This is a genomic window from Pseudomonas sp. GGS8, assembly GCF_024168645.1.
Taxonomy (GTDB): domain Bacteria; phylum Pseudomonadota; class Gammaproteobacteria; order Pseudomonadales; family Pseudomonadaceae; genus Aquipseudomonas.
This window is the reverse complement of the sequence record NZ_JALJWF010000001.1, coordinates 2,005,061-2,023,064: the sequence shown is the minus strand read 5'-3', so window position 1 is coordinate 2,023,064 and position 18,004 is coordinate 2,005,061. Positions and strand designations below refer to the sequence as shown.

Sequence of the window (18,004 nt, the reverse complement as noted above, 5' to 3'; positions counted from 1 at the left end):
GGTTTATCCTCGGATCGCCCAGAAAGCCAGGTTCAGCCCCGGGAACTGGCCCGCGATGTGGAATGCAAAACCGCCGGAGTTGGCCAGTTGTTGCCAATGCTCGCTGCCCCGGTCGAGTTCGTAATAGGTGGAGCCGGCGTGATAGGGAATCTGCCGTGGCGCCACCGGCATCGGCACCAAGCCGATACCCGGCAATTGCAGGTTGACCAGATCGCGAATGTGTTCCACCGAGCCGATTTTGCTCTGCAGGCCGAAGCGGCTGCGCAAGGTCTCGGCAGGGACATCGGCGCGCACCACCAAGATAAAACTGGCGTTGTCGAGCAGGGTCTTGTCGGCCAGCATGGCCACATGAATGCCGTAGGCTTTTTCGACAATCGGAATCGGCGTGGCCTTGCTGTCGATCAGCATCGACAGCGCCTCACGCAGGGCTTGCATCACCGGCGCAAAACTCAACGCCAAGTCATCGTGCTGGTACTGCGGGTACTCCTGCGGTCGTCGCCCGGAAGCGGTAAAGGTGGAGAACTCTCCGGCCAGGCTCACCAGCTCGCTGTAGAACCGTTCGGGGTGCAACGGACTCAACCGGCTCAAGTGCTGAATCAGCGGTTGGGCGCGGTTGACCAGTTGCAGCAGCATGAAGTCGGCAATCTCCGAGGCGCCGCCGGCTCCGGACGCCACCACCCGCCCGGCAAGGGCTTCGCCGCGTTGATGAAGCAGGCCCAATAGCTCGCTGCGAAACGCGGCCAGGGGATTGGAGGCGACCACATCCAGCAGCGGCGGAATGTAAGTGTCGTCGAGCACCAAGGCACGGTCGGCGCGTTTCTCCTTGATCCGCACCAGGCCGATGGCGGCGTAGTCGCTGATGCCATCCTGGGCGACCAATAATCGCAGTGCCCTCGAACCCACGGCCACCGGCGCCTGGTTTTCGAACGGCGCGTTGTCGTCCCGTACTTCGCGCACCTGACTCACATAACGCGCAGCGCCCAGAGCCTCGCCTTCGTCAACGGTGTCACGCGCACCGGCGCGCTTGAGCGGCAAGGCCAGGTACACCAAACCATCGCGCAGGTTGCCATCGACATTCAGCGGGCTCGGCGCCAGGTCATCCTGGGGAATGTTGAATGGCGTGCCGTCTGGCAACAGGCCCCGCGCCGAGATGATCGCCAGTTTGCCCTGGGCCAGCAGGCCCTGGTCGATCAGCAACTCAGAAAACCCCCAGGCCCCGGCCGACAATGGGCGACTCCGGGCGTCGATGAGGTTCTCCAGGTAACGGTCATGCTGCTGGAAGTGCTGCGTTCCAATGAACATGCCTTCCGACCAGACCACGCGATTGTTCCAGGACATGGGGGCTCCGATTGCTTATTGGGCAGGGCTGGATGGGGGAACCGCGACGGCGCTGCGCACGGCTCGCACGTCGAGGCTGATCTGGTATTCGGTGTATTGGCGCGGCGGGACGTTAATCACCGTGCGCCACAACGACTGATCCAACTCGCGATACCCCACCAGCACACCGATATGGCGGGTGGCCGGATCGAGGTCACGCTGCAGGCTCAACTGCTGGCCTGGCTGGATCAGCACTTCGTCCTGGTCGATCAGATCCGCACCGAGCGTCGCCTGGGCTCGTTCGGCCAGGGCGAAATAATCGGAACGACCGAAGGTGGCGGCATTTTTCAATTCGAAAATGCGCACCCGGACCGGGGCCGGCTGGCCCGTGGCTCCTGGGTTGAGCCCGGCGATGGCGTGAAAGTGCAACTCGACGGCGGCCGTGTCGGCCTCAGCCTCTTCGGCCTGGGGTTTGGCCGTCTCCCTGGCACATGCGGTCAGCAGAAGCGCGGTGGCGACTGCGAGTAAAAACCTGTGAATCATCCTGCGTCCTCAATGACGTTTCAGCTATCCGTTGTTCCGTTCTTTGCTCTGAATGCCGTTATGCAACGGCGACGCTCAGCGGCGGCGCTGCCGGGTACTGTGTTCTTCGTAGGCGCGGCTGAATTCCCGACCAAACAGGTCCTGGAAATCCTCCTGGGCCTCACGGGAAATATTGCTGTAAAGCTCGGTGAACTGCTGCCAGTACTGGGCTTGTCGCGAGCCATTGAAAATACTCGACAGGCCAGCGGGCTTGCCCATGCGCTCTTCCAGTTGCGAGGGCTCGAAGCGCGTCAACAGATGTTTGATCGCCGCCTCTACACCGGCCATCACCGCCAACTGGTGGGCGCGCAAGTCATCGAAGCTGTCGCGCACCGCCAGGTCTGGCGCCATGAACGCCTGATTGCTGTGACGCAACAGCAACAGCAAGGCTTCATCGACGTTGGGAGCGAATTTCAGCGGGTTGTTTTCCACCGGTTGAATCATCGTCTGCTGAATGCGGAACTCGCCCTTGAGGCTGCTGCGGGCGCGCAAGACATCGATCAGGCCCTCGACCATCAGCCGATAACTGCGGCCGATGTTTTCCATCTGCGCTTCGGCCTGGGCCTTGTCCAGGCGCAGCTGATCCAACCCGGCACCGCGCAGAAAGGCTTGCAACAGATCGGGTTGAGCAGGGTCGGCCGGGCCGGGCGGATTGACCGGATGCTCGACGATGGCCACGGGTGGTTCGTGCCGTAGTGACGGCTCGATCGGTACGCTGACCTGAGGCGCCGGCGGCGCAACCTCTGCAACAGGCAAGGGGGCGACAGGCAGGGGCGCAACCGCCACTGGCGCGGGCTTGTCGCTGAACAGGTCCCAATCTTCCGGAATCACCGGGGCTGGGGCCGACGCCAGCGGCACAGGCTCGGCCATGGGCGTCGGGTTGGGGATCGGGGTCGGTGGGCGGAAGTCGTGCTGCTCTGCCGGGACATGGTCGGACTGGGTGGCCGGAGGGACGGTGGTCGGTGCCAGAAAATCGAACAAATCCGGCAGCGTGTCCATGGCCGACACACCCTGGAAATGTGCAGGTGGTGTCATGGGCGACGATGTCGGCGTAGCCACGACGGCGCCCTGACGCCCCATCAGAGCCTCGAAGCTGTTGGACGAATCGGCAAACGGGTTGCTGTCGGTCACAGGCAGATTGAAATCGATGCGCGCCTGGATTTCATAATCACCGATGCGGATAACTTCCCCATCTTGCAATGGCTCGCTGTTTCCTTTGCGCAGACGAATGCCGGCCTTAACCAATTCCACACCATTAGTACTGTTATCGGTTAAATAATACCGGCCATCTTTATATTGAATAACGCAATGCTTTCCGGAAACCAAGCGCTCTGGATCGGGCAATACCCAGTCGTTATCAGAATTACGGCCGATTGCCAACACTCCCCGATCCATGGATTTTTCAGAGCATTGACCAGGGGTAATCTTGTGATAACTAGTGATAGTCAAACACAGCGGCATCTCGCCTCCTTGCTGCACACTTTGCGCGCCGGCGAATGAGCGGATCAATTCCCGCGGAACTCGCCGAAAAACCTTGCAAACAACCTAAAAAACGGCTTTTTACCAGCATTTTTGCTGATCTTAACCGGCTTACGTGACAAAAAACCTGCGTCAGTACCTTCCTAGACCTACCGGTCGCGAGGGTTGTTAAGCACCTCACATCTGTCACACAGGAGAAATAGCTTACCTTGACAAGCCATAAGTACTACACCAAAAATGCACAACTTTCTTAAATAGCATGATGGCACATTGAGATCATAGAGATTCCAAAGGGCCATTACACGCAAGGAAACATGCGAAGTTCCACTTGGAACTATCGTGTGAACTGCCCGACTCTGTCGCGGGCGATAGGGAGATCAATTTCAGTGGAAGTGCCTTCGCTGCTTGCCGCCGTTTCCGCGACTTCGCCTTGTGGCGAAGATCTGGAATACGACGCGGACTTTTTGCGCCTGGAACGCGATTCCCAAGGCCAGCCCGAGCGCAGCATGGGCGATTCGATATTGCCTGCCGCCCCCCCTGAATGGCGCAGCATCCAGCAGCAGAGCCTGGATTTGTTGCAACGCAGCAAAGACCTGCGTATCACCCATTTCCTTTTGCAAAGCTCCCTTGCCCTGGAAGGTGTCACCGGCCTGGCTCGCGTCCTGACACTGATCAGCGAATTGCTCAAGCAATACTGGGCCGACCTGCATCCACGCCTGGATGCCGAAGACGACAACGATCCCACCGTGCGCATCAACGCCCTCGCCGGCCTGGCGTCCGATGCCACCATTCGCCTGCTGCGCGAAAGTATCCTGGCCCGTTCGCGAACCTTTGGCGCTGTCAGCCTGCGCGCCGCCGCCAACGCCAGCGGCCTGCAAAGCTTCCCTGACGAAAACCTCGGCGCCGAGCAGCTTGCCGGGGCGTTCCTGGACAGCGATCCCGAGCAGCTGGAAATTACCCGCGCCGCCTTGCACGAGGCCCGCAACGTTGCCGAGGCCATCGAGCAACACGTCAGCGAACAAGTCGGCTCCGCCCAAGGCATTGACCTTGGCCCGTTGAAGCAACCGCTCAAAATGGCCCTGCAGATTCTCGGCCAGTTCGCCCCGCAGAGCGGCGACAGCCCCCTGCCCGATGCCATCAGCGACGACAGTGCCGAGCCGGTTGAATACCCCACCGCGCCAAGCGCGCCGCGCAACGCCAACGCCAGCAGCGGCGAAATCAATAACCGCGATGACGTGCTGCGCAGCCTGGACCGGATTCTTGCGTACTACACCCGTCATGAGCCCTCCAGCCCGCTGCCGGTGCTGTTGAACCGGGCGAAGAATCTGGTGCACGCCGACTTCGCGGCGATCGTGCGCAACCTGATTCCCGACGGCATGAGCCAATTTGAAAACCTGCGCGGACCAGACAGCGAATAAAAGCGTACGGATCACGCAGTCACGTCACCGGCACCGCCGATGACGCCAACACCGTCGCTTGAGCGACCAGGAGCAGCAACGTGGCGAAGCAAAGTTCTCAGAAATTCATCGCGCGCAACCGTGCGCCTCGAGTGCAGATCGAGTACGACGTCGAGCTTTACGGCGCCGAGAAAAAGGTTCAGTTGCCCTTCGTGATGGGGGTTATGGCTGACCTCGCCGGCAAGCCCGCCGAGCCTCTGGCACCTGTGGCCGATCGCAAGTTCCTTGAAGTGGATGTGGATAACTTCGACTCCCGCCTCAAGGCCATGCAGCCACGCGTCGCGTTCCACGTGCCCAACGAGCTGACCGGCGAAGGCAACCTGAGCCTGGACATCACCTTTGAAAGCATGGACGACTTCAGCCCGGCCGCCGTGGCACGCAAGGTCGACTCGCTGAACAAGCTGCTCGAAGCGCGCACTCAATTGGCCAACCTGCTGACCTACATGGACGGCAAGACTGGTGCCGAAGAAATCATCATGAAGGCCATCAAGGATCCGGCGCTACTCCAGGCACTTGCCAGTGCGCCCAAGCCCGCCGAGCCTCAGGCTTAATCAGGACGAATGATCATGACCGATCCAGTACGTGCAGACGCCCAGACACTGGGCACCACCGAAGAAGCCAGTGAGTTCGCCTCCCTGCTGCTGCAAGAATTCAAACCCAAGACCGAACGCGCCCGCGAAGCCGTCGAGACCGCCGTGCGCACCTTGGCCGAACAGGCCCTGGCGCAGACCGACCTGGTGTCTAACGATGCGATCAAGTCGATCGAGTCGATCATTGCCGCCATCGACGCCAAGCTCACCGCCCAGGTCAATCAGGTCATCCATCATCCGGACTTCCAACAACTGGAAAGCGCCTGGCGTGGCCTGCACTACCTGGTCAACAACACCGAGAGCGACGAGCAGCTCAAGATCCGCGTGCTCAACATCTCCAAGACCGACCTGCACAAGACCCTGAAGAAATTCAAGGGCACCGCGTGGGACCAGAGCCCGATCTTCAAAAAGATGTACGAAGAAGAGTACGGCCAGTTCGGCGGCGAGCCTTACGGCTGCCTGGTAGGCGATTACTACTTCGATCAGTCGCCGCCGGATGTCGAGTTGCTGGGCGAACTGTCGAAAGTCTGCGCCGCCATGCACTCGCCGTTCATTGCCGCCGCATCGCCGACCGTGATGGGCATGGGCTCGTGGCAGGAACTGTCGAACCCGCGCGATCTGACCAAAATCTTCACCACCCCGGAATATGCCGGCTGGCGCTCGCTGCGTGAATCGGAAGACTCGCGTTACATCGGCCTGACCATGCCGCGCTTCCTGGCACGCCTGCCGTACGGTGCCAAGACCGACCCGGTGGAAGCCTTCGCCTTCGAAGAAAACACCGACGGTGCCGACAGCTCCAAGTACACCTGGGCCAACGCCGCTTACGCGATGGCAGTAAACATCAACCGCTCGTTCAAACACTTTGGCTGGTGTTCGCGCATTCGTGGCGTGGAGTCTGGCGGTGAAGTGGAGAACTTGCCGGCACACACCTTCCCGACCGACGACGGTGGCGTGGACATGAAGTGCCCGACCGAAATCGCCATTTCAGACCGCCGTGAAGCGGAACTGGCGAAGAACGGTTTCATGCCGCTGCTGCACAAGAAAAACACCGACTTCGCTGCGTTCATCGGCGCCCAGTCGCTGCAAAAACCGGCCGAGTACGACGACCCGGATGCTACCGCCAACGCCAACCTGGCCGCGCGTCTGCCATACCTGTTCGCCACCTGCCGTTTCGCTCATTACTTGAAGTGCATCGTGCGCGACAAGATCGGCTCTTTCAAAGAGAAGGACGAAATGCAGCGTTGGTTGCAGGACTGGATCCTCAACTACGTCGACGGTGACCCGGCGCACTCCACCGAAACCACCAAGGCCCAGCACCCATTGGCGGCGGCGGAAGTGATTGTCGAAGAGGTGGAAGGCAACCCGGGGTACTACAACTCCAGGTTCTACCTGCGCCCGCACTATCAGCTCGAAGGTCTGACTGTGTCGTTGCGCCTGGTATCCAAGCTGCCTTCGGCCAAGGGCGCATAAAGACCCGCTGCACGAATGTGATCGCTCCCACGCTCTGCGTGGGAACGATCAGCAAAACACAATGTGGTAGAGACCACACAGGGAGAAAACATGGCTGTTGATATTTTCATCAAGATCGGCGACATCAAGGGCGAGTCCATGGACAAGGCCCACAAGGACGAAATCGACGTCTTGAACTGGAGCTGGGGCATGTCTCAGTCCGGCAATATGCACGTTGGTGGTGGCGGTGGCGCGGGTAAGGTGAATGTCCAGGACCTGTCGCTGACCAAGTATGTCGACAAGGCTTCGCCGAACCTGATGATGCACTGCGCCGCCGGCAAGCATATCGACAAGGTCAAACTGACCGTGCGCAAGGCCGGCGGCGAAAGCCAGGTCGAGTACATGATCATCAACCTGGAAGAAGTACTGATCACGTCCCTGAGCACCGGCGGCTCGGGTAGCGATGATCGTCTGACCGAAAACGTCACCCTGAACTTCGCCAAGGTGCTGGTGGACTACCAGCCGCAGAAAGCCGACGGCACCAAGGACGGCGGGCCGATCAAGTTCGGCTGGAACATCCGTCAGAACGTCAAGGCGTAATCGAAGGCACCCCCGACGTTATGCGTCGGGGGGGGCTTGAAGGCGCGTAGCGGCGACCCTATCGATCTATGGAATCGCGGCAGGGTCACAGGCGACTTCGCGACCAAGCGCATCGCTCAAAGCTGGTCTGGTTCTGGGAACCGAAATGATCAAACGAACTCTGCTATCCCTCTTGTCGAGCTGTCCGCTGTTGGGCCTTTATGCCTGTGCCGGACAAACGGCGGTCGTTGCATGCTAGGCGCCGTTGACCAGAAAAATTTCGTGGGCCTTTTTTCGTGGTAACCGACATCGCCACCCGCGATCGCCTGCAACCGTCCCTGCTGGATCGGTTGACCGACGACGACCCGAGCAACCTCAAGGAAAGCGCCGACAAGCGCGTGCTATCCCTGACCCAACTCAAAGCTTCGGTGCTGCGGGACCTGGCTTGGCTGCTCAACACCACGTCATTGCTCAGCGCCGATGCGACGCTGCACACACCGGCCGGTACTTCAGTGGTCAACTTCGGACTGCCGGCCCTGGCCGGCAACAGTGCGTCGAACGTCGATATCGCGGCGCTTGAGGCAATGATCCACCAGGCCATCGCCACGTTCGAACCGCGGATTCTGCGCCATACCCTGCGCGTGCGGGCCCGGGCATCTGCCGAGATGAATCACAACGCCCTGAGTTTCGAGATCGAAGGCGATCTCTGGGCCCAGCCAGTGCCGCTGCGCCTGATGCTGCAAACCGACCTGGACCTGGAATCCGGGCATGTGCGAGTGGTCAACGCCGAACAACGGAGACACTCATGAACCCGCGCCTGCTGGAGCTGTACAACCAGGAATTGCACCACGTGCGCGAAAGCGCGGCGGAGTTCGCCCAGGAATACCCGAAAATCGCCAGTCGGCTGACGTTGTCCGGCATGGACTGCGCCGATCCCTATGTCGAGCGCTTGCTGGAAGGGTTCGCCTACCTGACAGCGCGGGTACAACTCAAGCTCGATGCCGAATACCCGACCTTCACTCACAACCTGCTGGAAATCGCATACCCACATTACCTGGCGCCGACTCCGTCGATGACCGTGGTGCAATTGCAGGCCGACCCTGATGAAGGCTCGCTGAGCAGCGGCTTCCCGCTGCCCCGGGACACGGTCCTGCGCGCCGCCCTGGGTCGCGAAAGCCAAACCTGCTGCGAGTACCGCACCGCCCATGCGGTGACGTTGTGGCCGTTGCAGGTCAGCCAGGCCGAGTACTTCGGCAACCCGTCCGCCGTGCTCGGGCGGCTGGCCGCCAGCGCCCCCAAGGCCAAGGCCGGCCTGCGCCTGACGCTGCGCACCGGTGCCGAACTGCCGTTCAACGGCCTGGCCCTGGACAACCTGCCGTTGTACCTCAACGGTGCAGACGAGCAGCCCTTTCGCCTCTACGAACAGCTGCTGGGCAATGCCTGCGCCGTCTTCGCCCGTCAGCCCGGCGGCGATTGGGTGGAGCGCCTGCCGCAGGATGCACTGCGTTCCGTGGGATTCGACGATGCCGACGCCGCGTTGCCCGTGGTCTCGCGAGCCTTCCAGGGCTATCGCCTGTTGCAGGAATACTTCGCCCTGCCCCGCCGCTTTCTGTTTGTCGACTTCACCGGGTTGGGCCGGGCGGTCAAACGCTGCAAGGGCCAGGAACTGGAATTGATCGTGCTGTTCGACCGTCATGATCCGAGCCTGGAAGGCAGCGTCGGTGCCGCACAGTTCCTGCCGTTCTGCACCCCGGCAATCAACTTGTTTCCCAAGCGCCTGGACCGCATCCACCTGTCGGAACGGGTGAATGAACACCATGTGATCGCCGACCGTACCCGGCCGATGGATTTCGAGATTCATTCCCTGACCGCCCTCACCGGCCATGGCACCGGGTCGGAACAGCCTTTTTTGCCGTTCTATGCCGTCCGCGATCCGTCTCGCTATGGCCGCGATCAGGCGTATTACACGGTGCGGCGCGAACCCCGCATGCTGTCCAGCGGCCAGCGGCGCAACGGCCCACGTTCGACTTACATCGGCAGCGAAACCTTCGTCAGTCTGGTGGACAGCCAGCAAGCGCCCTATCGCCACGACCTGCGCCAATTGGGCGTAACGGCGTTGTGCACCAACCGCGACCTGCCGCTGTTCATGAGCGTGGGCAACAGCAAGACCGACTTCACCCTGGCCGACAGCGCGCCGGTAGCGGCTGTACGCTGCGTGGCAGGCCCGAGCCGCCCACGCGCCAGCCATGCCCACGACGCCAAGGCCTGGCGGTTGATCAGCCAGCTTTCGCTGAACTACTTGTCCCTCAGCGAACAAGGCCAGGGCGCCGCCGCCCTGCGCGAGCTGCTGCGTCTGTATGGCGACGACAATGACGCAGCCTTGCAGTTGCAGATCGAAGGCCTGCGCGAAGTCAGCAGCAAGGCCTGTACCCGACGCTTGCCGATGCCGGGTCCGATCGTGTTTGGCCGTGGGTTGGAGATCACCCTGGAATTCGATGAAAACGCGTTTCGCGGCACCGGGGTCTTCTTGCTCGGTGCAGTGTTCGAGCGCTTCCTGGCACGTTACGTGTCGATCAACAGTTTTACCGAGACGGTGATCCGTACCACCGAGCGCGGCGAGATCATGCGATGGAAAGCCAAACCCGGACGCCGTCCGACCCTGTGAGCACCCTGGACGCGATGCATCAGGAGCCCTGGGAATACGACTTCTTCCAGGCATTACGGCGCATCGAGTGCGAATCGCCTGAGCTTCCGCGCCTGGGCCATTCGTTGCGCCTGGCCGATGACCCCTTGCGCCTTGGGCAACAGGCCGATTGCACCTTCGCCCCCTCGACCCTGGCCTCGGTGCAACCGGGCATCGACGGTTCGCCGGCGCGCCTGGAGCAATTCTTTTTCGGCCTCGGCGGCCCCAACGGCCCGTTGCCGTTGCACCTCACCGAATATGTGCGCGAACGCCAGCGCAACAACGCCGACAGCACCAGCAAACGCTTTCTGGATGTGTTCCATCATCGCCTGTTGAGCCTGTTTTACCGGGCCTGGGCCGAAGCGCGACCGACAGTCAGCCATGATCGCCCGGACGATGACTACTGGTCGGCACGTCTGGCAGCGCTGAGCGGTCGAGGCATGCCGAGCCTGCTCAAACAAGGGTTGATCTCCGACACCGCGAAGCTCCATTACAGCGGCCATCTGTCGGCACAGACCCGCTACCCGGACGGTTTGAAAGCCATTATCAGCGAGTACTTCGGCCTGCCGGTGGAGATCGAAGAGTACGTCGGCCAATGGCTTGAGCTGCCGGAGCGCAGCCGCGTGGGCGTCGGCGCCCATCAATTGGGCGTGGATTTTTGCCTGGGCCGTTACGTCTGGGATCGCCAGCACAAATTCCGCATTCGCCTGGGGCCGCTCAAGCTCGATGACTACATGGGCATGCTGCCCGGCAGTCAACCCTTCAATGAGCTGGTGGCCTGGGTGGCCGAATACCTGGGCCATGAACTGGACTGGGACTTGAACCTGATCCTGGAACAGCCCGAAGTACCGGCGCTGCAACTCAATGGCCGCTTCCGTCTGGGGTTCAATACCTGGCTGGGTCGGCCCGAAACAGATGCCAAGGATTTAATACTGGCCCGGCATTACGCCGAGCAGGCCAACACCTCACAGACCTCAAGGAGCCATGAGCATGGGTGAAATCAGTCGCGCCGCGTTGTTCGGCAAACTCAACAGCGTGGCCTACAAAGCCATCGAAGCCGCCACCGTGTTCTGCAAATTGCGCGGTAACCCTTATGTGGAACTGGCCCACTGGTTTCATCAGTTGCTGCAATTGCAGGACTCGGACCTGCACCGCCTCATCCGCCAGTTCAATATCGAGCCGGCACGCCTGGCCCGTGACCTGACCGAAGCCCTGGACCGTTTGCCACGGGGTTCGACGTCAATCACTGACTTGTCCTCCCATGTGGAGGAGGCCGTGGAACGGGGCTGGGTCTACGGCAGCCTGATGTTCGGCGAAAGCCAGGTGCGTACCGGTTATCTGGTGCTGGGCATCCTCAAGACGCCGAGCCTGCGCCATGGGTTACTGGGACTGTCGGCTGAGTTCGACAAGATCAAGGTCGAGGCCCTGAGCGAGCGTTTTGACGAATACGTCGGCGACTCGCCGGAAAATGCCCTCAGCGCCAGCGATGGTTTCAACGCCGGTAGCGTGCCCGGTGAAGCCAGTGGTGCCATGGCCCCCAGCGCCATGGGCAAGCAGGAAGCGCTCAAGCGTTTTACCGTCGACCTCACCGAGCAGGCCCGCAGCGGCAAGCTTGACCCAATTGTCGGCCGTGACGAAGAGATCCGCCAACTGGTGGACATCCTCATGCGTCGTCGGCAGAACAACCCGATTCTGACCGGTGAAGCCGGTGTCGGTAAAACCGCGGTGGTCGAAGGCTTTGCCCTGCGCATCGTCGCCGGTGACGTGCCGCCGGCGCTCAAGGACGTGGAACTGCGTAGCCTCGACGTCGGCCTGTTGCAGGCCGGTGCGAGCATGAAAGGTGAATTCGAACAGCGCCTGCGCCAGGTCATCGAAGACGTCCAGGCCTCGCCAAAGCCGATCATCCTGTTTATCGACGAAGCCCACACCTTGGTAGGTGCCGGTGGCGCTGCCGGCACCGGGGACGCGGCCAACCTGCTCAAACCGGCCCTGGCCCGGGGCACGTTACGCACCGTGGCCGCCACCACTTGGGCCGAGTACAAGAAGCACATTGAAAAAGACCCGGCCCTGACCCGTCGTTTTCAGGTGGTGCAAGTGGCCGAGCCGTCGGAAGACAAGGCGCTGCTGATGATGCGCGGCGTGGCCTCGACCATGGAAAAACATCACCAGGTGCAGATCCTCGACGAAGCCCTGGAAGCCTCGGTCAAGCTGTCTCACCGCTACATCCCGGCGCGCCAGTTGCCGGACAAATCCGTGAGCCTGCTGGACACCGCCTGTGCCCGCGTTGCCATCAGCCTGCATGCCGTGCCGGCCGAAGTGGACGACAGCCGTCGGCGCATCGAAGCGTTGGAAACCGAGCTGCAGATCATCGCCCGCGAACATGCCATCGGCATTGGTATCGGCACCCGCAATACCCAGTGCGAAAGCCTGCTAAGCGCTGAGCGCGAACGCCTGGTCGAGCTGGAAAGCCGCTGGGCTGAAGAAAAAACCTTGGTGGACGAACTGCTCGCCACCCGCGCCACCCTGCGTGAACGCGTCGGCGTGGTGGACAGCGAGGACGGCAGCGAGACCAGCCACGCCTTGCGCGAAAAACTGGTGGACCTGCAACAGCGTCTCAGCGCCCTGCAAGGGGAAACCCCGCTGATCCTGCCGACCGTGGATTACCAGGCCGTGGCCTCGGTAGTCGCCGACTGGACCGGCATTCCGGTAGGCCGCATGGCCCGTAACGAACTGGAAACCGTGCTCAACCTCGACCAGCACTTGAAGAAACGCATCATCGGCCAGGACCACGCCTTGCAGATGATCGCCAAGCGCATCCAGACCTCCCGCGCCGGCCTCGACAACCCGAGCAAACCGATTGGCGTGTTCATGCTCGCCGGCACCTCCGGCGTGGGCAAGACCGAAACCGCCCTGGCCCTGGCCGAAGCCATGTACGGCGGCGAGCAGAACGTCATCACCATTAACATGAGTGAATTCCAGGAAGCCCACACGGTGTCCACGCTCAAGGGCGCGCCACCGGGCTACATCGGCTATGGCGAAGGCGGCGTGCTGACCGAAGCCGTGCGGCGCAAACCCTACAGCGTGGTGCTGCTGGACGAGGTGGAAAAGGCCCACCCGGACGTGCATGAGATCTTCTTCCAGGTCTTCGACAAAGGCGTGATGGAGGACGGCGAAGGCCGGGTGATCGACTTCAAGAACACCTTGATTCTGCTGACCACCAACGCTGGCACCGAGTTGATTGCCCAGGTCTGCAAAGACCCGCAAAACGTGCCCGAGCCCGAAGAAATCGCCAAGGCCCTGCGCCAGCCGCTGCTGGAGATTTTCCCGCCGGCCTTGCTGGGCCGCCTGGTGACCATTCCGTACTACCCGCTCAGCGACGAGATGCTCAAGGCCATTACCCGCCTGCAACTCAACCGCATCAAAAAACGCGTGGAGAACACCCACAAAGTGGCGTTCGATTACGACGACGCGGTGATCGACCTGATCGTCTCCCGCTGCACTGAGACCGAAAGCGGTGGGCGGATGATCGACACCATCCTGACCAACAGCCTGCTGCCGGACATGAGCCGTGAGTTCCTCACCCGCATGCTCGAAGGCAAGGCACTGGCAGGTGTACGGATCAGCGCCCGGGATAACGAATTGCACTACGACTTCAGCGACGCCGCATGACCTGAGCAGAACACGGTCAATGTGGGAGCTGGTGGCTTGCCAGCTCCCACAATTGATCCGGTTTCTGCTTAGAAAAGCGGTGCAGCGATTAAAGCGTTTACGGGATTACTGATGCTATTCAAGCAACTCTCACGCCTGGCAAAGATCACCAGCCCCCTGGGGCCGGATGTGCTGTTGCTCAAGGACATGGGCGGCGGCGAAGAGCTGGGGCGGCTGTTCAACTATGAGTTGCAGCTGCACTCGCTGGACAATGCGATCGATCTCAACCAGTTGCTCGGCAAACCCATGTCCCTGGGCCTGCAACTGGACGGCGGTGGCGAGCGCTATTTCCATGGCATCGTTGCCCGCTGCAGCCAGAACGTCGACCAGGGCCAGTTCGCCAGCTACCAGGTCACGCTGCGGCCTTGGCTTTGGCTGCTGACCCGCACCTCCGATTGCCGGATTTTCCAGAACCTGACCATCCCGCAGATCATCAAGCAGGTGTTTCGCGACCTCGGCTTTTCCGATTTCGAAGACGCCCTGAGCCGGCCCTATCGCGAGTGGGAATACTGCGTGCAGTATCGCGAAACCAGCTTCGATTTCGTCAGCCGCCTGATGGAGCAGGAAGGGATCTACTACTTCTTCCGCCATGAACAGGGTCGTCATGTGCTGGTGCTGGCCGATGCCTACGGCGCTCACGCCAGCGCGCCCGGCTACGCCTCAGTGCCCTACTACCCCAAGAATGAGCAGCAGCGCGAACGCGATCACATCCACGATTGGCACCTGGCCCAGGAAGTCCAGCCGGGTTCGCTGGAACTCAACGACTATGATTTCCAGCGCCCCAGCGCGCGTATCGACGTGCGCTCGGCCATGCCCCGTCCGCACACCGCCGGCGATTATCCGCTGTATGACTACCCCGGCACCTATGTGCAAAGCGAAGACGGCGAGCACTACGCCCGCACCCGCATCGAAGCCTTGCAGACCCTGCACGAACAAGTCGAGCTCTCAGGCAACGCCCGGGGCCTGGGCTCGGGTCATTTGTTCAGCCTCACGGGCTTCAGCCGCCAAGACCAGAACCGCGAATACCTGATCGTCGGCGCCCGCTATTACATTTCTCAGGAAAGCGGGGAAACCGGTGGTGGCGCGCCTTCGGCGCAGTTCGAAAGCAGCCTGACCTGCATCGACGCCCAACAAAGCTACCGTCCGCTGCCCAACACCCACCGCCCCATCGTCAAAGGCCCGCAGACCGCCTTGGTGGTGGGCCCCAAAGGCGAGGAAATCTGGACCGATCAGTTTGGCCGGGTGAAGGTGCATTTCTATTGGGACCGACATGATCAGTCCAACGAAAACAGCTCATGCTGGATTCGCGTGTCGCAGGCTTGGGCAGGCAAGAACTGGGGAAGCATTCAAATTCCTCGCATCGGGCAGGAAGTTATCGTCAGTTTTCTTGAGGGTGATCCCGATAGACCCATCATCACCGGCCGCGTCTATAACGCGGAACAAACCGTACCTTATGTATTGCCCGCTAATGCCACCCAGAGCGGCACTAAAAGCCGCTCCAGTAAGGGTGGCACGCCAGCGAATTTCAACGAAATCCGCATGGAAGATAAAAAAGGCGCCGAACAGCTGTACATCCATGCCGAACGCAATCAAGACATCGCCGTGGAGAGCGACGAAAGCCACTGGGTTGGCCGTGATCGCCGCAAGAATATTGACCGCAACGAGACCGTGCGCATCGGTGAAGACCGCCTGCGGGCGGTACAGCGTAACGATGCCTTGCATGTAGGCGGAGCCAAGAGCGACAGTATCAGCACCCAATACCTCATGGAGGCGGGATCGCAAATTCGACTGGTCTGTGGCAAGAGCGTGCTGGAGTTCAATGCCAGTGGCGAGATCAATATTTCGGGCACTGCGTTCAATATCTACGCCAGCGGTAATGGCAACATCGACACCGGCGGCCGCCTGGACCTCAACTCCGGAGGCGCAAGCGAAGTGGACCCCAAAGGTAAAGGCATCAAGGGTGTGATTGATGCGGCGGTAAAAGCATTATTCCCAGCAAAAGCCAAACACTGAGCTCACGCAAGGAATAACGCCGGCTTCACCGCCCTTGCCTTTCGACGCTCAGATGGCCGTGCCGCGGTTCGTTCCCGGCTGGACAATCAATAGCTCGTCCAGCTCGCGCTTTCTGCAACGCGCCACAAACAGCAGTGCGGCATCCGGATCACGCCTGAACAGCTCAAAGGTTGCACGGTCGATTTGCAAGTGTTTGCCTGGCCCCTGGAAATACTGGTTCCCCTCCATCGGACTTCTGGGCATGCGCCCTACGACATCATCGACCTGCCTGATCTTGAATCCATCTTTAAGCGCTCCTCAGAGATTGGCAGGCACGAAGTCCGGTCCTCCAAGCTTGTCCCTGACGTTCAGGGCGGTACGCATCAACGGCCCCCATAAACCGTTCTGGCTGTTCCAGCTGCCACCAGCCCAACGTGTATCCAGGATAAGCGCTGCCTTATTGATCTCAAGCTGCCTCTGAAGGGCTAAGGCCACGGCCCCCATGTCGATTTCGAACAGCTCGGCATAGAGCCCCTCGGGCTGTGCGCGCTTTTTGCTCAGGCAAAATCGGTAATACCAAACCCAGACCGCTGCGACATAGATCGCCCGATTACGATCGGGGTAGGTCGCGAGAATCTTGAGCAAAGCCGCCACGAAGCGTGCGGGGAAGTTGGCATCGCGGGTCTGCTGCCAGTAACGCAACACCAGCAAATCGAAGGCCACGACGATATTCTGCGGTTCCTCGTAGTCGTTTTTGGCTTCTTGAAAGTAGAACGGCTCGCCTACAAGGAATTTATCCAATTCGTCATTGGCCAGGGCAAGCAGCAATACATTGTCTGGATGGGTACTCATTGAATTCTCACTACATCAGGGTTCGCGAGCAGAAAATTGATGTCGTTCTGGTGTGGAATGCCCACCTTGTCCAATACCGCCTCGCGCATGCCACCCGGATGGGTCAGGCCGCCAGGACGCCATAGTGGGTTCGCTCCCCGCTCGTTACCGCTTGGCATGACCACCTTGGGATTGTTCAGGTCCATCATGTAAATTTCCTTGCCGGTAAAAGAGCCGGGGTCATAGCCTAGGGCAGACTCCAAAAGTGAAAGATCACCGGTCTTTTTAAATTCGCCGACCACACCGTGCAGGTCTGATTTGGCCATGACGTACTTGGTGTCGCTAAAGGTCGCGTACATGGGGTTGGCAATATCATCCGGGGTAAATAGAAACGCACCGCCTTCATCCTGGAAGACCTTAAGATGCTTGTCGATATAGGAAGCTTCAAGGTACTCAGACGGATCCGGCCGGCTGGACTTGGGAATCGCAACGATATCGTCTGCCGTGTAACCCGGTTTGAAGCTCACCGAGCGTGGCTTGGGCGTAGCACCGATTTTTGCCATTTTCGGTCCCAGGCCCAAAAGCGCCAACCCAGCGACACCCTGCAGCAGATCCCGATAACCGGGCCCCAAGCGATCACCCAAATCCCCTAGCAACGCCATGCCAGCCATCATCGTGCCGCCAATCACCACGAAACCGGCTAACGCGGCAAGGCCCGCCATGGCCGCGAGTACTGCAGCCCCCCCCACAGCCAGCAATCCCAGGGCTTCCAACCCGGTATGCATCCACCCCTCGATATCCAGGACAAACGCCACCGACACCGTTGGCCCGCCGATAAACGTATTGGGGCTGCCGCTCTTGATATGAGCACCGCAAACCATTTTGCTGTGCAAGCGTGCTGCCGGTTTGCCGTTGATGAACACCGTGGCACTGCCTTCAGCGATCAATACCGGAAAGGGCCACATCGGATGATTCATCGGCAGCCCGGAGCAGCTGGAAGCGACGTCCTCTCCCGCTCTCATGGCATTGAAGCTGTTGATATAGACATTGAAACTGCCCATCTGCAACTTGCCCGTTGTGGGCTCGGGCAAATTGAAGATGGTAGAAAGCCCCTTGACGACCTGGAACATCGACAAGCCGCCGGCCGCAACCGAGCCGGCAAAAATCGCCACCGCCACACCGCCGGTGGCGACGGTCGCGGCGATGACCGCAGCGCCGATCAAGGCGCCGGCCACGGCTCCGGCGACCATCGCGGCCATCCCGAACCCATGGGCTATTTCGTCACCCAGACGTGCTGCAGCCTGTGCATCCATTGCGCGCATCTACCTTGCTGATGT

General features: G+C 60.7%; 15 protein-coding genes. 9 read left to right on the top strand and 6 right to left on the bottom strand.

Annotated elements, in window-relative coordinates:
- Positions 1–3: 3 nt before the first annotated feature.
- The 3 genes from tssK to tagH form a co-directional block, all read right to left on the bottom strand.
- Positions 4–1,338, bottom strand: a complete 1,335-nt coding sequence (gene tssK, locus J3D54_RS08845; protein ID WP_253417559.1) for a type VI secretion system baseplate subunit TssK — start codon at positions 1,336–1,338, stop codon at positions 4–6.
- Between the two features lie 15 nt (positions 1,339–1,353).
- Entirely contained in the window at positions 1,354–1,860 is a 507-nt protein-coding gene (tssJ, locus tag J3D54_RS08840) for a type VI secretion system lipoprotein TssJ (protein WP_253417558.1), read from the bottom strand.
- Positions 1,861–1,935: 75 nt separating this feature from the next.
- Positions 1,936–3,360, bottom strand: coding sequence for a type VI secretion system-associated FHA domain protein TagH (gene tagH, locus J3D54_RS08835; RefSeq protein WP_253417557.1), 1,425 nt, complete (start codon positions 3,358–3,360; stop codon positions 1,936–1,938).
- A gap of 404 nt (positions 3,361–3,764) precedes the next feature.
- On the opposite strand from tagH, the gene tssA reads away from it, so the two are divergent.
- From tssA to J3D54_RS08790, 9 genes are all read left to right on the top strand, one after another.
- Positions 3,765–4,796 carry a type VI secretion system protein TssA gene (tssA, locus tag J3D54_RS08830; RefSeq protein WP_253417556.1) on the top strand — a complete coding sequence of 344 codons (1,032 nt, stop codon included), beginning with the start codon at positions 3,765–3,767 and terminating at the stop codon, positions 4,794–4,796.
- A gap of 80 nt (positions 4,797–4,876) precedes the next feature.
- On the top strand, positions 4,877–5,386 hold the full coding sequence (gene tssB, locus J3D54_RS08825) for a type VI secretion system contractile sheath small subunit (protein ID WP_007894500.1): 510 nt from the start codon (positions 4,877–4,879) through the stop codon (positions 5,384–5,386).
- A gap of 15 nt (positions 5,387–5,401) precedes the next feature.
- On the top strand, positions 5,402–6,895 hold the full coding sequence (gene tssC / locus J3D54_RS08820) for a type VI secretion system contractile sheath large subunit (RefSeq protein WP_253417555.1): 1,494 nt from the start codon (positions 5,402–5,404) through the stop codon (positions 6,893–6,895).
- Between the two features lie 90 nt (positions 6,896–6,985).
- Positions 6,986–7,474 (top strand): type VI secretion system tube protein Hcp, encoded by a 489-nt coding sequence (locus J3D54_RS08815; RefSeq protein ID WP_253417554.1) that lies wholly within the window; start codon positions 6,986–6,988, stop codon positions 7,472–7,474.
- A gap of 275 nt (positions 7,475–7,749) precedes the next feature.
- Positions 7,750–8,262, top strand: a complete 513-nt coding sequence (gene tssE, locus J3D54_RS08810) for a type VI secretion system baseplate subunit TssE (protein WP_253417553.1) — start codon at positions 7,750–7,752, stop codon at positions 8,260–8,262.
- The gene (tssF, locus tag J3D54_RS08805; RefSeq protein WP_253417552.1) at positions 8,259–10,118 is read left to right on the top strand and encodes a type VI secretion system baseplate subunit TssF; all 1,860 of its coding nucleotides are present in this window, start codon (positions 8,259–8,261) and stop codon (positions 10,116–10,118) included. Before tssE ends, tssF begins: the two co-directional genes overlap by 4 nt.
- Entirely contained in the window at positions 10,082–11,134 is a 1,053-nt protein-coding gene (tssG, locus tag J3D54_RS08800) for a type VI secretion system baseplate subunit TssG (protein ID WP_253417551.1), read from the top strand. The genes tssF and tssG overlap by 37 nt, the downstream gene beginning before the upstream one ends.
- Positions 11,127–13,805: a type VI secretion system ATPase TssH gene (gene tssH, locus J3D54_RS08795; protein ID WP_253417550.1), complete on the top strand. Its 2,679-nt coding sequence runs from the start codon at positions 11,127–11,129 to the stop codon at positions 13,803–13,805. The genes tssG and tssH overlap by 8 nt, the downstream gene beginning before the upstream one ends.
- A 111-nt stretch (positions 13,806–13,916) precedes the next feature.
- A complete protein-coding gene (locus J3D54_RS08790) occupies positions 13,917–15,857 on the top strand; it encodes a type VI secretion system tip protein VgrG (protein ID WP_253417549.1) in 1,941 nt (646 codons plus the stop codon).
- A 48-nt stretch (positions 15,858–15,905) separates the two neighbouring features.
- On the opposite strand, the gene J3D54_RS08785 is transcribed toward J3D54_RS08790, so the two are convergent.
- From J3D54_RS08785 to J3D54_RS08775, 3 genes are all read right to left on the bottom strand, one after another.
- Positions 15,906–16,046, bottom strand: coding sequence for a hypothetical protein (locus J3D54_RS08785; RefSeq protein WP_253417548.1), 141 nt, complete (start codon positions 16,044–16,046; stop codon positions 15,906–15,908).
- A gap of 108 nt (positions 16,047–16,154) precedes the next feature.
- On the bottom strand, positions 16,155–16,688 hold the full coding sequence (locus J3D54_RS08780) for a hypothetical protein (protein WP_253417547.1): 534 nt from the start codon (positions 16,686–16,688) through the stop codon (positions 16,155–16,157).
- Positions 16,685–17,980 (bottom strand): PAAR domain-containing protein, encoded by a 1,296-nt coding sequence (locus tag J3D54_RS08775; RefSeq protein WP_253417546.1) that lies wholly within the window; start codon positions 17,978–17,980, stop codon positions 16,685–16,687. The genes J3D54_RS08780 and J3D54_RS08775 overlap by 4 nt, the downstream gene beginning before the upstream one ends.
- Positions 17,981–18,004: the final 24 nt, after the last annotated feature.

Bases quoted from the DNA above. Each gene is read 5' to 3' on its own strand.
- tssK (WP_253417559.1), bottom strand. From the start codon at position 1,338: ATGTCCTGGAACAATCGCGTGGTCTGGTCGGAAGGCATGTTCATTGGA.
- tssJ (WP_253417558.1), bottom strand. From the start codon at position 1,860: ATGATTCACAGGTTTTTACTCGCAGTCGCCACCGCGCTTCTGCTGACC.
- tagH (WP_253417557.1), bottom strand. From the start codon at position 3,360: ATGCCGCTGTGTTTGACTATCACTAGTTATCACAAGATTACCCCTGGT.
- tssC (WP_253417555.1), top strand. From the start codon at position 5,402: ATGACCGATCCAGTACGTGCAGACGCCCAGACACTGGGCACCACCGAA.
- J3D54_RS08815 (WP_253417554.1), top strand. From the start codon at position 6,986: ATGGCTGTTGATATTTTCATCAAGATCGGCGACATCAAGGGCGAGTCC.
- tssF (WP_253417552.1), top strand. From the start codon at position 8,259: ATGAACCCGCGCCTGCTGGAGCTGTACAACCAGGAATTGCACCACGTG.
- tssG (WP_253417551.1), top strand. From the start codon at position 10,082: ATGGAAAGCCAAACCCGGACGCCGTCCGACCCTGTGAGCACCCTGGAC.
- tssH (WP_253417550.1), top strand. From the start codon at position 11,127: ATGGGTGAAATCAGTCGCGCCGCGTTGTTCGGCAAACTCAACAGCGTG.
- J3D54_RS08790 (WP_253417549.1), top strand. From the start codon at position 13,917: ATGCTATTCAAGCAACTCTCACGCCTGGCAAAGATCACCAGCCCCCTG.
- J3D54_RS08780 (WP_253417547.1), bottom strand. From the start codon at position 16,688: ATGAGTACCCATCCAGACAATGTATTGCTGCTTGCCCTGGCCAATGAC.
- J3D54_RS08775 (WP_253417546.1), bottom strand. From the start codon at position 17,980: ATGGATGCACAGGCTGCAGCACGTCTGGGTGACGAAATAGCCCATGGG.